The organism is Clostridium sp. CM042 (assembly GCF_055080995.1).
Map to the genome: position 1 here is coordinate 1,611,531 of NZ_CM143646.1, position 16,369 is coordinate 1,627,899.

General features: G+C 31.8%; 15 protein-coding genes. 2 read left to right on the top strand and 13 right to left on the bottom strand.

Annotated elements, in window-relative coordinates:
* Positions 1-5 precede the first annotated feature (5 nt).
* The 7 genes from ACWJJ7_RS07610 to ACWJJ7_RS07640 all read right to left on the bottom strand — a co-directional run bounded on the left by ACWJJ7_RS07610 (position 6) and on the right by ACWJJ7_RS07640 (position 7,754).
* Positions 6-983 (bottom strand): transketolase family protein, encoded by a 978-nt coding sequence (locus ACWJJ7_RS07610; RefSeq protein WP_462964642.1) that lies wholly within the window; start codon positions 981-983, stop codon positions 6-8.
* The gene (locus ACWJJ7_RS07615) at positions 980-1,828 is read right to left on the bottom strand and encodes a transketolase (RefSeq protein ID WP_462964643.1); all 849 of its coding nucleotides are present in this window, start codon (positions 1,826-1,828) and stop codon (positions 980-982) included. Before ACWJJ7_RS07615 ends, ACWJJ7_RS07610 begins: the two co-directional genes overlap by 4 nt.
* Positions 1,829-1,848: 20 nt before the next feature.
* Positions 1,849-3,102 (bottom strand): phosphoglycerate kinase, encoded by a 1,254-nt coding sequence (locus ACWJJ7_RS07620; protein ID WP_462964644.1) that lies wholly within the window; start codon positions 3,100-3,102, stop codon positions 1,849-1,851.
* The gene (locus ACWJJ7_RS07625; protein WP_462964645.1) at positions 3,087-4,115 is read right to left on the bottom strand and encodes a type II glyceraldehyde-3-phosphate dehydrogenase; all 1,029 of its coding nucleotides are present in this window, start codon (positions 4,113-4,115) and stop codon (positions 3,087-3,089) included. The genes ACWJJ7_RS07620 and ACWJJ7_RS07625 overlap by 16 nt, the downstream gene beginning before the upstream one ends.
* A gap of 53 nt (positions 4,116-4,168) precedes the next feature.
* Positions 4,169-5,185, bottom strand: coding sequence for an ABC transporter permease (locus ACWJJ7_RS07630; RefSeq protein WP_462964646.1), 1,017 nt, complete (start codon positions 5,183-5,185; stop codon positions 4,169-4,171).
* Between the two features lie 2 nt (positions 5,186-5,187).
* The gene (locus tag ACWJJ7_RS07635) at positions 5,188-6,681 is read right to left on the bottom strand and encodes a sugar ABC transporter ATP-binding protein (protein ID WP_462964647.1); all 1,494 of its coding nucleotides are present in this window, start codon (positions 6,679-6,681) and stop codon (positions 5,188-5,190) included.
* Positions 6,682-6,779: 98 nt separating this feature from the next.
* Entirely contained in the window at positions 6,780-7,754 is a 975-nt protein-coding gene (locus ACWJJ7_RS07640; RefSeq protein ID WP_462964648.1) for a sugar ABC transporter substrate-binding protein, read from the bottom strand.
* A gap of 686 nt (positions 7,755-8,440) precedes the next feature.
* Between ACWJJ7_RS07640 and ACWJJ7_RS07645 the strand changes: the two genes are divergently transcribed.
* Positions 8,441-10,765 carry a helix-turn-helix domain-containing protein gene (locus tag ACWJJ7_RS07645; protein WP_462964649.1) on the top strand — a complete coding sequence of 775 codons (2,325 nt, stop codon included), beginning with the start codon at positions 8,441-8,443 and terminating at the stop codon, positions 10,763-10,765.
* Between the two features lie 116 nt (positions 10,766-10,881).
* Positions 10,882-12,204, top strand: coding sequence for an IS3 family transposase (locus ACWJJ7_RS07650; RefSeq protein ID WP_462961899.1), 1,323 nt, complete (start codon positions 10,882-10,884; stop codon positions 12,202-12,204).
* A gap of 93 nt (positions 12,205-12,297) precedes the next feature.
* On the opposite strand, the gene ACWJJ7_RS07655 is transcribed toward ACWJJ7_RS07650, so the two are convergent.
* The 6 genes from ACWJJ7_RS07655 to eutD all read right to left on the bottom strand — a co-directional run bounded on the left by ACWJJ7_RS07655 (position 12,298) and on the right by eutD (position 16,356).
* A complete protein-coding gene (locus ACWJJ7_RS07655) occupies positions 12,298-12,750 on the bottom strand; it encodes a cupin domain-containing protein (RefSeq protein ID WP_462964650.1) in 453 nt (150 codons plus the stop codon).
* A 36-nt stretch (positions 12,751-12,786) separates the two neighbouring features.
* Positions 12,787-13,884 carry an ethanolamine utilization protein EutH gene (eutH, locus tag ACWJJ7_RS07660; protein ID WP_462964651.1) on the bottom strand — a complete coding sequence of 366 codons (1,098 nt, stop codon included), beginning with the start codon at positions 13,882-13,884 and terminating at the stop codon, positions 12,787-12,789.
* 74 nt (positions 13,885-13,958) lie between these two features.
* Positions 13,959-14,501: a BMC domain-containing protein gene (locus ACWJJ7_RS07665; RefSeq protein WP_462964652.1), complete on the bottom strand. Its 543-nt coding sequence runs from the start codon at positions 14,499-14,501 to the stop codon at positions 13,959-13,961.
* A gap of 42 nt (positions 14,502-14,543) precedes the next feature.
* Positions 14,544-14,822: a EutN/CcmL family microcompartment protein gene (locus tag ACWJJ7_RS07670; RefSeq protein WP_462956532.1), complete on the bottom strand. Its 279-nt coding sequence runs from the start codon at positions 14,820-14,822 to the stop codon at positions 14,544-14,546.
* A 45-nt stretch (positions 14,823-14,867) separates the two neighbouring features.
* Positions 14,868-15,632 carry a hypothetical protein gene (locus ACWJJ7_RS07675; protein WP_462964653.1) on the bottom strand — a complete coding sequence of 255 codons (765 nt, stop codon included), beginning with the start codon at positions 15,630-15,632 and terminating at the stop codon, positions 14,868-14,870.
* A 97-nt stretch (positions 15,633-15,729) separates the two neighbouring features.
* Positions 15,730-16,356: an ethanolamine utilization phosphate acetyltransferase EutD gene (eutD, locus tag ACWJJ7_RS07680; protein ID WP_462964654.1), complete on the bottom strand. Its 627-nt coding sequence runs from the start codon at positions 16,354-16,356 to the stop codon at positions 15,730-15,732.
* Positions 16,357-16,369 lie beyond the last annotated feature (13 nt).

Below are 16,369 nucleotides of genomic sequence, written 5' to 3' on the forward strand. Positions count from 1 at the left end.
CCTTCTTAACAATTATTTTTTCTAGATATAGCCTTTTTAGCTTTTATTACAATTTCTTCTGCTGTTAATTCAAACTTTTCTCTTAAATAATTCACAGGACCCACTTCTCCAAATAAATCCTTTACACCCACTCTTTCTAATGGAACTGGTATATTTTCTCCAAGTACTTCTGCTACTGCAGAACCCAAAGCATTTATTATGCTATGATTTTCAGCAGTAACAATTGCACCGGTTTCTTTTGAACACTTTATTATTAATTCCTTATCTATTGGTTTTAAAGTAAACATATTTATTACTTTGGCTGAAATTCCTTGTTCTTCTAGCTTTTCAGCTGCATCTAGTGCTTCCTTAACCATGATGCCAGTTGAAATAATCGTTACATCCTTTCCTTCTTTTAAGATTACTCCTTTTCCAATTTCAAAAGTTGAACCTTCTTCATATATTTTTACTGCATTCTTTCTAAGCAATCTTATATAGAATAATCCATATTTCGCTGCAGTTTGAACTAGTAACTCTTTAAGCATAACTGTATCAACGGGTTCAAGAATAGTAATATTCGGAATATTTCTAAGTATTCCTAGGTCCTCAAAAGACATATGAGTTCCCCCATTAAATGCAGCTGTAATTCCAGGATCACTTCCTACTATTCTTACATTTAATTTTGAATATCCAACAGATAAGAAAATCTGATCATAGCATCTTCTTGATGCAAATGGTCCAAAAGTGTGGGCAAAAGGAATTAACCCAGTAGCTGAAAGTCCTGCTGCAACACCAATCATATTTGCTTCTTGTATTCCAACATTAAAAGTTTTCTCTGGATATTTCTCTAAAAATGGCATCATTCCCATTGAGCTCATTAGATCTGCATCTAAAACGACAACCTTATCATTTTCAGAAGCTAATTTAAGTAATGTTTCACAATAAGCATCTCTCATTGCTAATTTTTCTGTTTCATATTTTTCAGCTATACGTACTATACTCATGATTTCACCACCTTATTCATTTCAACTTGTAGCTCTGCTAGACCTTGCTGCATCTGTTCTTTGCTAATTGTCACATGATGATTTTTTTCTTTTCCTTCTACAAAAGAAACACCTTTTCCTTTTATTGTATCTAGTACTATTACTGATGGTTTTCCGCGTCGTCGTTTTGCAGCTTCTATTGCTTCATAAATTTGTTCTACATCACTACCGTCAACATCTACCGCATCCCATCCAAAGCTTTCAAATTTAGCTTTAAAATCAAGAGTGTCATGAATGTTTACAGTGAATCCATCTAACTGTTGCTTATTATTATCAACGAATGCAATCAAATTATCTAACTTTCTAAATCCTGCAAATGACACCGCTTCCCAAACTTGTCCTTCTTGCGACTCTCCATCTCCTAATATAAGATATGTAAAATTATCTTTTTTACTATATATATGCCCTAAAGCAACTCCTACAGAAGTTGATGCTCCTTGACCGAGTGATCCTGTTGTCATATCTATACCTATTGTAAGATTTCTATCACAATGACTTGGGAAATGAGTGCCTGGTGTATTTAAAGTCAATAATTCTTCAATTGGGAAATATCCCTTTAATGCGAGGGCCGCATAAATTGCTGGACCTGCATGCCCCTTTGAAGACACGAGCCAATCCCTTCCTTCCCATTTAGGATTTTTAGGATCAATTTTCATTATGCCACCATATAGCACTGCAAGTGTATCCGCTATGGATAATGCTCCTCCCAAGTGACCAAAGCCAAGTGTCCCCATAGACCTCACTGTCTCTATTCTGATATTTGTAGCAAGAATTTTTAGTTCCTTAACTTTTTCCTTACTTAACATTTCACACCTCCATAAAATTTTTATTGAAATTCTTTCTTAAATACTTTTTTCATTGCCTTTATTAAAGGCATTTCTTTTCCAGATAAGAACTGTACCATTGCACCGCCAGCTGTGCATACATAACTTATATCTTTTAGAGATATAAACTTTTGCGCTGCACTTACCGTATCGCCTCCGCCAATTACAGAATATCCACTTGATTTCGCAATAGCCTTCCATATTTCTTTGGTTCCATTTTCAAAAATTTCTTTTTCATAAACACCCGCTGGTCCATTTACAAAAATCGTACCGGCTTTATTTAGCTCTTTCGCAAATACTTTAATTGTCTTTGACCCAATATCTAAAAGTGATTCTTCTATTGGTAAATTTTCTATATCAATTTCTAATCTCTGTCCACCTTTTTCATAAGCTAAATCTGATGGAAAAATAATTTTATCTGGATATTTGGTTAAATACTCTTTTGCGGGTTTTACAAACACATCTAATGATCTGTCCTTTATAAACTTTTCATTTACCTTCCCTATAGAGTGCCCTTTTGCCATAAGCATTATATTTCCCGTTACTCCAGATGCTAAAATTTTATCTGCGCTGCCATTTTCAAGCACCTGCTTCATCATGCCAAAGGCATCTGATATCTTGGCTCCCCCTAGCACAAAAACTGATGGTTTGTCAGGACATTTCATTACCTTTGTAAGTGCCGAGATCTCCTTAATCATTAAAAGTCCACCTGCTGTAGGCAACAATTCCTGAAAAGCTACCATTGATGGTGCATTTCTATGTGCCGCTGAAAAAGCATCATTAACATAATAATCTACAAGTGGAGCTATATTTCTAATCAAATAAGTATTTAACATCTCCTCCGGTTCTAACTTAACAACATTTTCAAAAGTGGAAACTTCTTCTGTTAAGTAACGTAAATTACCAAGTAAAACTGCTTCTCCAGGATTTAAATTTTTGATTGCCTCTTGCGCTGCTGGCCCTGCAACATCATCAACATATTTAACATTAATTCCTAATTTACTTGAAAGCTTTTCTGCATGTTCATCCATAGAAATTAAGTTTTCATAATCTAATGTATCTCCTTGATGGGCTATAATTACCAATTTTGCCTTTTGATCTAAAATATATTTGACTGTTGGAATGCTCATATTAATTCTATTTTCACTTATTATTTTTTTTGTATCAATGTTGATTGTAGAGTTAATATCAAGTCTTAATAAAACTGTTTTTTCTCTATATTCAAACTCATCCATACCTTTTATTTCAAACTCCATTTTCCCATCCCCAAATACATATTTGTCTTTCCAACTGCTTCTAATCTATCTGATTGCATTCCTGTTGCTGCACGAATTGCATCTATATTTTCAGGGATTACTACTGCTTCTTGTGGTACATTAAAAGCAAACATGATGTCATTACCAGACTCTACTATTGAATCTTCCCAAACAGCAATTTCGTACATGTCACCTCTTGGATTTCCTAAATCTCTTGCATATCTAAACAAAGATGCATTTCCAAGAAATCCTTCATCAATACTTACTACTCTAATTCTTGGATGTTTTCTAAACATTTCTAAAAGTTCTGCTTTATTTGTCTTTTTCTTAGTAGTTGCAACAACTGTAATGATATGACCATGGGTTACAGGTGCCTGCACTAAAATCCCAGTTGCACTTACATGAGGCATAATTGTCATTAAGTCCAATGCCTGGTGGCTTGGTGCCTTATCAATTTGAAGTGCATTAGTAAGTCCTCTATGGTAATCTCCTGGATCTGCAACTCTTCTTATAATCGTGATTGCAATTTTTTCTACTCCTATTTCTCTATCCATACAATCTATTGCACGAATCAATCCCGTTGTATTGCAAGAAGTAAGTTTTAAAAATTGTTTTCCTATTCCTTCCTCGAAGTTTGCATAACCATGGAAGAATACATCAGCTACGCTGTTACTCTCTCCACCTTGAAATATTGCTTTTTTATTATACTTTTCATATATTATTTTGTTTTTGGCCCCTACTCCAGCACTTGTAGCATCTAACATAATATCTACCTTTTGAACTAATTCCTCTAAAGTTCCAGAAACTTTAATTCCAGACGCTTCAAAAACTTTATCATTTCCAGGAATTGCATTATAAAGATCATAAGGCATACCTTTTTCTTTTAATGCTCTTACAGCAAGTGTAGGTGAAACATCTGCTACCCCTACAAGTTCCATGTCCTTTTGCAGTGCTACTCCATCTGCTAATCTTTGTCCTATAACACCGTATCCAGCAACTCCAACTTTTATCATTTTGAATTCCTCCTGTTTTTTATTTACTTCTAATCAAGAAGTCCCTACAACTTTTATGCTACTACTTTAACTTTTTTTGCAGCTGAATTTCTTATAACATCAACGTACACTGCTCCAATAATAACTAACCCTATAGCAACAATTTGTATATCCGGTGAAACCCCTAAAAGATTTAATCCATTTCTCAAAACTGCCATAATCATTGCTCCAATCAAAGTTCCACCCACAGTACCAATGCCTCCCATGAATGAAGTTCCTCCTATAATGCATGCTGCAATAGCATCCAAATCAAAGTCTAATCCACCAAGTGGAGAAGCTGAATTTACTCTACCTACCATTACGACCCCTGCAAGTGCAGCCATTAATCCACATAGTGTATAAACTAGAATTAAAGTTTTATCTACATTTACACCAGATAATTTTGCTGCCTCTTTATTTCCTCCAAGTGCATATATATGCCTTCCTTGCGCTGTCCTATTCAAGAATATATAGAAACCTAAACAAACTAATATAACTAATATAAAGCTTATTGGAATAGGTCCTATTGACCCAGAGCCTATATATTGTATAGATTTAGGAAATCCTGAAATTGGTGATGCTAAAGTAATAATAAGTGCTAAACCTCTTGCAACATTTTTCATTGCTAAAGTAGATATAAACGGATGTGGCAACCTTAATTTAGTAAGCAGCACTCCGTTCATTAATCCTAAAAACGCTCCTGTAGCCAAACATATTAAGATGCCAAAAAAAGGATTCATATTCCAGTTAACAATTGACATTCCCATAAGGCAAGTTGATAACGCCAATATAGAACCTACTGAAAGATCTATTCCGGCAGTTAATATTACCAGAAGCATTCCCATTGAAACTAAACAATTAATTGAAGATTGGTTTGCTATATTCATTATATTCTTCACCTTTATAAAGTCCGGTGACAAAATTGAAAGAGCCAAACAAAGTAATATTAATCCTAAAAGAGGGCCAAATTTTTCCGCTATTTCTTTCAACTTATTTTTTTTACCTACTGCGAATCTTTTGGACTTTTCACTGTTTAAATTTACTTCACCCATTTTTATAAACCTCCCGCCGCTGCTTTCATAATATTTTCTTGATTTGCATCATGCATGCTAAACTCACCTGTTACTTTACCTTCATGCATAACAATGATACGATCACTCATTCCTAGTATTTCTGGAAGTTCTGAAGAAATCATAATTACTGCTGCTCCATTTAATACAAGTTCATTCATAACATTGTAAACTTCTACTTTTGCTCCAACATCTATTCCTCTTGTTGGTTCGTCAAATATAAATATATTTGCATGTGTATTAAGCCACTTCCCTATAACAACTTTCTGTTGATTTCCTCCACTAAGTTTCCTTACTGTAAAAGTATCTACAGGTGGATTTATATCTAATTTTTCAATATTTTCCATTGTTATTTGTTTTAACTTCTTAATATCAAGGAGCATTCCTGATTTACATCTATTTAATGATGCTAAATTCATATTAAAAGCCACAGTATTGTCAAGTACTAAGCCTTGTTCTTTTCTATCCTCAGTTAAAAATGCAAGCCCATGTGCCATAGCATCTTTAGGTGATTTTATATTTACCTCTTTTCCATTTATATATGTTCTACCTTTATTTTTCATATCAACTCCAAAAATTGCTCTTGCAACTTCTGTTCTTCCTGCACCTACAAGCCCTGACAATCCTAATATTTCTCCTTTATGAACTTTAAAACTAACATTGTTAAAAACATTGTTACTAGTATAATTTTCAATTCTTAAAGCTTCTTCACCTACTTTGGATTCAACTTTAGGAAACTGATTTTTTAAATCTCTTCCCACCATTAAACGAATAAGTTTCTCCAAAGTTACTTCCTCGATTGGAAGCGTTGTTACTTTTCTACCATCTCTCATTACAGTTACTCTATCGCACACTTCCATAATTTCATCTAATCTATGAGATATAAATATAATTGAAATACCCTTTTGTTTTAATTCTTTTATGGTCCTTAATAATTCTTTTACTTCTTTTGAACTCAAACTAGATGTAGGTTCATCCATTATTAAAAGCTTTGTTTGTACAGAAAGCGCTTTTGCTATTTCTACCATCTGTTGTTGGCCCATCCCTAATTTAGATATAGCAATCTTTGGATCAATTTTTTGACCGAGTTCCATTAATAATTCTCCTGATTTTCTTATCATCTCTTTTATATTAATTAAAGGTATGCCTTTATTTTTAAGTTCTCTACCTAAATAAACATTTTCAGCTACACTTAACTCTCTTACGATATTTAGCTCTTGATATATAGCTGTTATACCTAACCTCATTGCTTCTTTTGGACCCTGAATATAAACCTCTTTTCCTTCAACTAAAATCTGTCCTAAATCACTTCTATGTGCACCGGTAAGTAATTTTATTAATGTAGACTTACCAGCACCATTTTCTCCAACTAATCCAAGGATTTCACCAGGGTAAACATCTATATCAATATTATCAATTGCTATTACTCCTGGAAATATTTTCGATACTCCTTTTAGCTCTATAAATGGTTGAGCCATTATTTAGTCACCTCTCTTTTTCAAAAATAAATTTTTATTGAATCTAATAATTTGAATTAACAATTTATTAGATTCAATTATTTCTTTAAAAAATTATTTTATCGAGCTAATATTTTTGCTAAATCGTCTTTTGCTTTTTGAGCATTGTCTTTTGTTATTAAATTTGTACCCGTATCAATTCTAGCATCAATTTTTTCTCCCTTTGCTACTTTAACTCCTGCCTCTACTCCTGCTTTCCCTATGTTATATGCACTTTGAGCAACAGACGCCGTAAGTTCTTTTGCAATAATGGAATTTAATGCATCTGGCGAACCATCAAAACCTACAACAATCACATTTGTCTTATTAGCAGCTTTAAGTGCTCTAACTGCTCCTAATGCCATTTCATCATTTGAACAGAACACAGCTTTTACATTTGGATGAGTTTGTAATAAGTTTTCCATAACTGACATTGCTTTATTTCTATCACTATCTGCTGGTTGAACTGCTGAAACTTTAAATCCGCCAGCTGTTAAAGCATCTGTTGCACCTTTTATACGTTCATCATGAGTTGCATCACCAAGAGCACCTCTGATCATAACAATATCATCTGAGGTTTTGAGACTCTTTGCTATATAATCTCCCCCAACCTTACCACCTGCTTCATTTCCAGTTCCTACAAATGATTTCTTTTTATCCCATTTTGCATCTGTATCTATTAATATAACTGGAATTTTATCTGCATCAGCCTTATCAAAACTTGATAAAGCAGCACTTGGTTGTGATGGTGCTACAACTAAAGTAGATACACCTTTTACTATTTGATCTTCCATCATTGAAGCCTGTCCAGCTATATCTGTTTCTGCATTTGGTCCAACAACTTGCACTTCTACATTTAATGATTTACCTGCATCTACTGCACCGGCTTTTACTTGTTTCCAGTAATCACTGTTTATTGCTTTTAAAACTACTGCTATTTTAACTTTTTTTGGTGCTGCTGGATCTGATGCTTTAGAACTTCCACATCCGCCTAAAATTGATACCACCATTGTAGCCATAACTAAAACCCCTAAAACTTTACCTTTCTTTCCCAATTTTACAATCCCCCTTAATTTTAATTCATTGCCTAATTTACAAAACTTCTTCCGACCTCCCTCCATATTAAGAATGAATTTTCAGCAAAATGGTTTACACTAATACTTCATCTTCAAGTAAAACCGTTCACATTAATTCTGTCGATTGTATTCGGTTTCATTGAATTTAGCTTACATCATTTTCAGAAAATTCGAAACTTTAAAAATTAAATAATTCATTGATTTTACTCAATTTATGTACTTTGAATATTAACAATCTATTTGAAAATTCACTAAATTCAATGATATTATACGATTTTGAATATATCACTTTGTTTTAAATATAAAATTCTATATTCCAATTTTATATAAACACAAGTTACTATAAATTAACAAAATCGTTTTCATTTTGATCGTTCTGTGATATATTAATTACATTAGTAATTAATCTCAAATATGATATTTTTTACATTATATGATTTTGCAAGGAATTCACCTTATTAAAATGCTGAAAACCTTTTATTTTACAATAGGTGAAGTCGCGTTTTGTTTGCGAAATTTGAATCTATATTTATAATATTTAGTGGTTCGTTCACTTATTTTATAAAAATACTCAACTCTCATATATTAAATGATATATGCCTATTTTCAACTAAAATTTAGCATATAGCTGCTGTAATATACTTTATGAAGGGGGCCGACCTTCCATGAAACTTCATTTACCGAAAAGAAATTTTATAAATTTGAAAGGTACTTTTACAAAACTACTTTTTTCTTATATCTTGCTTAGCTTTATGATATTAATTATTACAACCTTCGCTCTTTATCAAGGTTATAAGACTCAAATTCTTCAACAATCTAACAATGTTTATGATAAATTATTAAAACAAGCAAATTATTACACCCAAAACACTTTAGATTGGGCCAACTCTTTTGTTTATCAATTGTATATTGATGATAATATTTATAACTTAATGTATAGTTCAAGCAAAATTCCCGCTAAACAATCTGTGGGGATTTTGAAACTAGGCCAAGCTTCTTCTGTTATACCTTTAACTCAATCAATTTATGTTTATAATAATACCTTAAAAATGTTTTATTCTTCAGTTGGAATAAATTCTTCTTCAGATAGTTTTTACGATCAAGACATTGTATCAATTTTAAGGAAATCAAACGGTTCACTTACTTCGGAATTTATTCCTAGGACAATAAAAGTTCCAAATAGATCTACCTCGACGAATGTGCTTACAATTGTACTTGCAAGTAACAAACTCGAAGATAATGGACTTCCAGAGGGGGCGATCATCTTAAATTTAAGCGCAAATGAAATTGGTAATTACTTTAAGGATATCTCTAATGTAAATAACAACTTATTTGCTATTAACAACAAAGGCTTAATTGTACTTAATTCAAAGACAAGTAATTTTAATGGAGATATTTCTAATTTAAATTACGTTAAACGGATATTAAATTCAAAAGACCCTCAAGGTCATTTTATAGAAAAACTGAATGGAACCTCTTGCATTATTAACTTTATGGAATCGAAAAGAACAAATTTGAAATTTATCAGCATTACTCCTTATAAAACATTGCTTGAAAGTATGAACAAAATGCTTAATTTATTACTAATCATATTTATTATTATTTTTATTGTTGGAATCTCGGTTTCTTATTTTATTTCCAAGAAAATATATTCTCCAATAGATAGAATTGTTAAAAATGTAAAGAAAAATTTATCTTCAAGCGATCTTATAGAAAAAAACAAAAATGAGTTAGACTATTTATCCTCTGCTATAAGTAAAATATTAACTACTTCTCTATCTTTAAAAAATTTATCCAGTGAGGATAGCATCTTTATTAAGCAGAAAATTTTAAAAGATCTACTTCTAAATTCTTTAAATAATGTAAATGTAATCGAAAAAAAATTAATAGACTTAAACATACGCTTAGATCCTAAAAATCTTATGATATTCGTACTTAGAATTGATTCTTACAAAAAATATAGTTCTAGTTATTCAAAGGAAGACCTAGAATTGTTTCAATATGCTTTAACAAATATTTCTATTGAGGTAACTAGTACTAAATACAACTGCGAAGCAGTAGATATGGAAACAGATCATATTTCAATTATTTTAAATATAGGAGAGGAACCTTCATCCCAAGCAGTAACCTCCATTATTGAATTGATAAAACAAATACAAGATATCATTTTTAACTCCTTACATTTTTCCGTCAGTGCTGGTATAGGCAACTTTGCAAATACTCTCTCTGAATTACCGAAGTCATATAAATGGGCTTATGAATATACAAACTATAAAATTAAATACGGATCTAATTCTATATTGTACTATGATAAAGTTGCACCAGCTATAAGAGAAAACTATAAATATCCTGAAGAGAAAGAAAAATTACTTTTTAACGCTATAAGATCTGGCAAAATTGATGATGTTGAAATACAATTGACCAATATACTTGAAGAACTTTTAAATTATCGTTATTTAGATATGTTAATGTATATTATGCAACTAGCAATGAATTCGAACAAATTATTGAATAATTTAAAAAAGATTAGTGCAGAAAACCTTCTTATTAACTTTGACTTTATCAGAGAGAATCTTCAACAATTTGAAAATATTAATGAAATACACGCTTGGCTGATGTCTTCTTATAATATGACTTTACTACAACTTCAAGAAACCAAAGAGAATAAAAAAGATATAATAGTAAATAAAATTATATCTTATGTCGAATTGAATTATGACAATTCAATTCTTTCTCCTGAATATTTAGCAGACTATGTAAAGATTTCTCCCAATTACCTCCGAACAATCTTTAAAGAAATTCGAAATCAATCTCTATCTAATTATATTACTCAATATAGATTTGAAAAAGCTAAATGTTTACTTGAAAACACACATCTTACTGTTAATGATATTTCTGAAAAAGTTGGTTTTGTAAATACTAACTACTTTTATACCTCCTTCAAAAAATATTACGGTGTTTCTCCAACTGAATTGAGAAACAATATCTAACAAATAAAGAAGCCTCATACTAAATTATAAAATGGATCCTATATGATAGACACTAAAAAAGTCTATTCATATGGGATTTTTTTTTGTACAATTAAATTAGAAAGGTTGTGAGCATTATGAGTAAAAAAGTATTTACTAATGAACAAATTTTAGCGCTCTCAAAAAACAGATATATTAAACGAGTTAGTGAAAAAGGAATTACATATACAGATGAGTTCAAATCCTTATTTGTAGCTGAGCATATAATGGGGAAATTATCGTCTCAGATTTTTCAAGATGCAGGGTTCGATATAGAAACACTTGGTAATACTAGAATCAAGTCTTCTAGTAAGAGGTGGCGCAAGGCTTATAAGGAATCTGGCGAATTAGGCCTTAGAGATACTAGAAAATTCAGCAGTGGACGCCCACTTAAACGTGAATTAACCCTAGAAGAAATAATCACAAGAAAAGATGCTGAGATTGAATACTGGAAGGCAGAAGCAGAACTATTAAAAAAAATCGAGCTGCAAGAAAGGCAGGTGAAAAACGGTAGTTTAAGGATCTCTTCAATTTTTGCACTTATTCAGAACATTCTCTCTAAATCTAAATATAAAAATATGATTAGACATCTATGTGGTGTAATTGGAGTATCAAGATCAGGTTATTATAATTACCTAAAATCAGAATCTACACGTAATATTCGAGAACAAAGAGATTTACAATTAAGGAAAATAGTTCTTAAGGCATTTGAACATAGGGGTTACAAGAAGGGTTCACGTTCTATTAAGATGGTACTCGAGCAAGAGTTCAATTTAATTATTAATAGAAAATGTATTCAAAGAATTATGCGTAAATATAATATCAAATGTCCAATTAGGAAAGCAAATCCTTATCGTAGGATGATGAAAGCAACTCGAGAACATACTGTTGTACCAAATCTTTTAAATAGAAAATTCAAACAGGACATAGCTGGAAAGGTTTTGTTAACGGATATCACTTATATGCCATATGGAGCTTCTTGTATGGCTTATTTATCAACAATTAAAGATGCTTCTACAAACGAAATACTTTCATACCACCTGTCTAAGCGCATTACATTAGATATTGCAACGGAAACGATTGAAAGATTAATTAGACGTCATAAGAAATTATTGACTTCAGAATCGTTTATACATTCTGATCAAGGGGCTCATTATACCAGTCCCAAATTTCAAAAACTACTTAAAAAATATAAACTTGGACAGTCAATGTCTAGAAGAGGAAACTGTTGGGACAATGCCCCACAAGAATCATTTTTTGGTCATATGAAGGATGAGATTGACTATAAAAGTTGTGATACATTTACTGATTTACAGAATCTAATTGATAATTATATGGATTATTATAACAACTATAGATATCAATGGGGATTAAAAAAGTTGACTCCTGTACAATACAGAAATCAACTTTTAGTTGCATAGTCTTTTTTAAATGTCCTTGACATAGGATCCATTTTATTAATAGTATGAAGCTTTTTTATTTGTTTTGTTCTAAGTCTTCACCTTAAAAAATTTCTACTTTATATCGGCCCAATTAGCAGGATATGTCACAAACATAAATTTTGCATAATTCGGAACACTAAATTGAATTTTTGAGTTTTTAGGTATTAAAATCATTTCCCCTTTATTGGCTACAACTTTTCTTCCATCAATGTTTACTTCTAAAGTTCCCTCTATAACATAATCTATTTCATCATATTTTAATGTCCAATCAAAGCAAGTTTCTTTCATTTCCATAAGACCGCATCCAAGTCTCGGACTTTCTTCTAATGTTACAACATCAGTTAAAAGTACGTCATCTCCCTCTTTGCCAGTATCAAACTTATTCATTTTTACAGTGTTTAATTTTATTGACATTATACCACTAGGATCTACGTGCTTTTCAATTTCGCATTTTTCCTTTGATAAACTTTCTGCTATGATTTTTCTAACCATGTCTTCAATTAATTTTGCATCTATATTTTCCATTTTAATTCCTCCATTCATTATTATCTTATACTACTATTATGCTTGAACAGACTTATTTTTTTTATTTTTCGAAAGTATAAAACAAGCTAATGCAACCGCTGCAACTCCACCGACTAATTTTGCAACTATCATAGGGAATATCATTCCTTTTTCTACTCCAGCAACAAAACCTAAATGATCTCCAAATACAAAAGCTGCACTAACTGCAAATGCAACGTTTATTATCTTACCCCGCTCATCCATGTCTTTCATCATTCCAAACATTGGTATACTATTTGCAAGACTTGCCACCAAACCTGCTGCTGAAATATCATTCATACCTAGTAATGAACCAAGCTTCATTAGAGGTTTTTTAAATACTTTTGTTATAACATAAACCATTGGGAATGCTCCTGCGAGTACTATTGCAATAGAACCTACTATCTCAATGCCTTCGGATAGTGGTGCCATTCCAGGAATAACAACTACTCCTGTTAAAGTTTCTATTATTATAGCTGCAAGACCTATTGTTATAAGCACAACTACGCCTTTTCCGAAAACGGTAAAGCCTTTTATCATTTTTTCAGGAATCAACCATAATCCTACAGCGAGAAGTGCTGCAAATATTATTATTGGCACAAGATTTTTAAGTAACATTATTACTCCAAATCCAGCTACAAGTCCACCTATAAGCGCGCCTATAGGAATTGTTATTATCCCTGCAAGTACACCTGTTGCCAAAAATTTATGGTCTTCTTTCTTAATTATTCCAAGAGCAACTGGTATAGTAAATACAATAGTTGGTCCCATCATAGATCCTATAATTACGCCTGAGAAGCTTGCTGCTTGTACTGTTTGTGCAAGTTCTTTTGCAAGAGGATATCCTCCCATATCACAAGCAAGTAAAGTAGTAGCAAACATAGATGGATCTGCTCCTAATGCAGTGTAAATCGGAACTATTATAGGTTTTAATACACTAGCAAGTACTGGTGCTAAACAAACTACACCAACCATAGCTATAGTTAATGAACCCATTGCCATAAATCCCTCTTCAAATTGTTCTCCTAAACCAAATTTATTTCCTATGCACTTATCTATTGCACCTAAAACCATGAAAACAACCATTATATATATAATAATTTCATTTATTCCCATTTTTTTCTCCTTCCAGAAAATTATTTTTTGATCATATGTATTTTTTTAGAATTTATCTACATTGTTAACTATTATTATAAGCTACTGATTAGTTCCTTAGATGGTGATGGAATTACTATACTTGAAACTATTTTTTTCTCATCAATTTCTCTTAAAGCTTCTTTTACAGCTTCTTGCACAGAACTTACATCACCATATATAATAAAATAAGATTTTCCACCAATTAAAGTGCCGAGACTTAACTTAAAAAGCCTTACCTCCGCTGCTTTAAGCGCCTTATCTAATGTAAATATTCCAGAAACTACATTAGTGGTCTCCACTACTCCTATAGCTCCATTAGGTACTACTTTTATTTTATTTTTTAATGATTGTATAATATCCTTATGTACATTAGGAAGTAGAAAACTTCCTATCAAAAACCCTTTACTTTGATTCGTCCCCTTATCTAAGGCTTCTTTAACAGATCCTACTTCTCCTGATATAAGTATCATAAATTTCCCTGGACAAATAGTTCTACAAAATACTAATTCTACCTCTGCTGCTTTTAGAACTACATCCGCTATTTCTATTCCTTTTGCAATACTTCTAAATTCCATCATTCCTAACGTTTTAATCATAGATTCACTCCAAATAAATTTATTTATACGAGAAGTGCTTTATTATAGAAATTCTGCATCAACTTCTAAACTATCTATTATACCTACTATAACAGCATCCACAGGCACATCTTTTATATGCAGTGATGCGCTTGCAGCGCTACCTTTAGTCACTAGTACACTATCCCCTATGCCAGCCCCTACTATATCTGCGGCAACAAAAATCCCGCTTGCCTCGCCGGCTGCAGCTTTAGATGGTTCTATCACTAAGAATTTTAATCCATTTAATTTTTCATCTTTTCTTGTAGCCCAAACATTACCTATAACTTTACCAATAATCATTAACTGCCCCCCCCTTTTTATCTTTTTAAATGTTTTAGAATAACCCTATACTCTATTTATCTTTAATCGTTTTATTCTTATAAAATCTTGAGCAAGTGGAGTTAATATAGCTTTTTTAATTAAGTTTACTTCCTTTATTCCGTTCATATATAATTTTCTAAGGTCTGATTCTGTAATAAGTCTTTTATTATTTATTTCCACTATTTGATGAGATTGTACAGTGTCCTCTGGAACCGCTACTTTAGCCTGTGATTCAGTTTCACTATGTATATCATCGATTACTATATTTGATTCTATTGAGCAAGATTTTTGCACTGATTCATCATTGCAATTAGCGCCCATTTGCATGCTTTTTAATAAATCCTTTTGATGGACTAAAGCAATTCCATAAGACATGATTTTGTGTTCATATTGATTATATAGATTATATAAAGCTTCATTAGACGTATTTAAATGTTTTCTATACTGTATTCCCTCTTTTAATACATATACCTTCTTACCGTTAAAAAGAGCCTCTACAATAAACGCTTGTACACCATTATTACATAAGCCAAGCGCCATTGATGATAATCCTTTATTACATAAATTTGTAACTATTATATGCTCATAGTTACTCAAATTTATATCTTCTTTATCATAAATATGAACCTCGTATTTCTCTTCTACAAGCTCTTTAATCACTGTTAATTCTTCTTCAGAGGAACTTATTACCAATACCTTTTCTTTATCCATTGCAGTATTATTTCTACTGCTAGGAATCCTCTTCATAACTTCCTTAGTGATCATATCCACTAATTTTTCTATATCCACTTAAATCACTTCCTTATATAAAAATTATAATGTTTAATACACAGTAACATATAAGGTATATCATCTTATTTTTAAAATCATCTATAAAACAACAATTCTATTTTATAATTTTTGCAGTAGTGCCTTTATTATATCCACAGGCATTTGCCTCATCATAATCTATGTGCATAAATGTTCTAAATTCTTTCTTTACCCTAATTACAACATCATCAAAGATTAGCGGTCTTTCCCCAGAAACTTCAACTTTAACTATATCTTTATCACAAACCTTAAATAACTTTGCATCTTCTAATGATAAATGTATATGACGTTTTGCAACTATTAACCCCTCTTTAATTGTTAAAGAAGCTTTTTCTGTAGATATGGTTATACCTGCACTACCCTGTATTTTTCCTGATTCACGAATTGGTGCTTTTACCCCTAAAATAACAGCATCACTCTTAGATATTTCAGCCTGTGTTTCACTTCTTTCTGGTCCAAGTACAACTACATTTTTAATTGTTCCTTTAGGCCCAGTTAGGCTAACTCTTTCGTTGCAGCTATATTGACCTGGTTGTGATAATTTCTTTGCCTCTGTTAATTTATAACCCTTACCAAATAATATATCAATACTTTCTCTTGAAAGGTGAACATGTTTTCCTGAAGCTTCCACTGTAATTTTAAATTTTTCATTTACTCTTTTTATGACTTCTTCTATAATGTATTCAATGTCTATACCGGTCACGGATGTGCCTCCT

What these genes read in the sequence shown, in the direction of transcription:
- ACWJJ7_RS07630 (WP_462964646.1), bottom strand. Translation starts at nt 5,185, where the DNA reads ATGGGTGAAGTAAATTTAAACAGTGAAAAGTCCAAAAGATTCGCAGTA.
- ACWJJ7_RS07655 (WP_462964650.1), bottom strand. Translation starts at nt 12,750, where the DNA reads ATGGAAAATATAGATGCAAAATTAATTGAAGACATGGTTAGAAAAATC.
- ACWJJ7_RS07650 (WP_462961899.1), top strand. Translation starts at nt 10,882, where the DNA reads ATGAGTAAAAAAGTATTTACTAATGAACAAATTTTAGCGCTCTCAAAA.
- ACWJJ7_RS07645 (WP_462964649.1), top strand. Translation starts at nt 8,441, where the DNA reads ATGAAACTTCATTTACCGAAAAGAAATTTTATAAATTTGAAAGGTACT.
- ACWJJ7_RS07610 (WP_462964642.1), bottom strand. Translation starts at nt 983, where the DNA reads ATGAGTATAGTACGTATAGCTGAAAAATATGAAACAGAAAAATTAGCA.
- ACWJJ7_RS07665 (WP_462964652.1), bottom strand. Translation starts at nt 14,501, where the DNA reads ATGATTAAAACGTTAGGAATGATGGAATTTAGAAGTATTGCAAAAGGA.
- ACWJJ7_RS07635 (WP_462964647.1), bottom strand. Translation starts at nt 6,681, where the DNA reads ATGGCTCAACCATTTATAGAGCTAAAAGGAGTATCGAAAATATTTCCA.
- ACWJJ7_RS07625 (WP_462964645.1), bottom strand. Translation starts at nt 4,115, where the DNA reads ATGATAAAAGTTGGAGTTGCTGGATACGGTGTTATAGGACAAAGATTA.
- eutH (WP_462964651.1), bottom strand. Translation starts at nt 13,884, where the DNA reads ATGGGAATAAATGAAATTATTATATATATAATGGTTGTTTTCATGGTT.
- ACWJJ7_RS07670 (WP_462956532.1), bottom strand. Translation starts at nt 14,822, where the DNA reads ATGATTATTGGTAAAGTTATAGGTAATGTTTGGGCTACAAGAAAAGAT.
- ACWJJ7_RS07615 (WP_462964643.1), bottom strand. Translation starts at nt 1,828, where the DNA reads ATGTTAAGTAAGGAAAAAGTTAAGGAACTAAAAATTCTTGCTACAAAT.
- ACWJJ7_RS07620 (WP_462964644.1), bottom strand. Translation starts at nt 3,102, where the DNA reads ATGGAGTTTGAAATAAAAGGTATGGATGAGTTTGAATATAGAGAAAAA.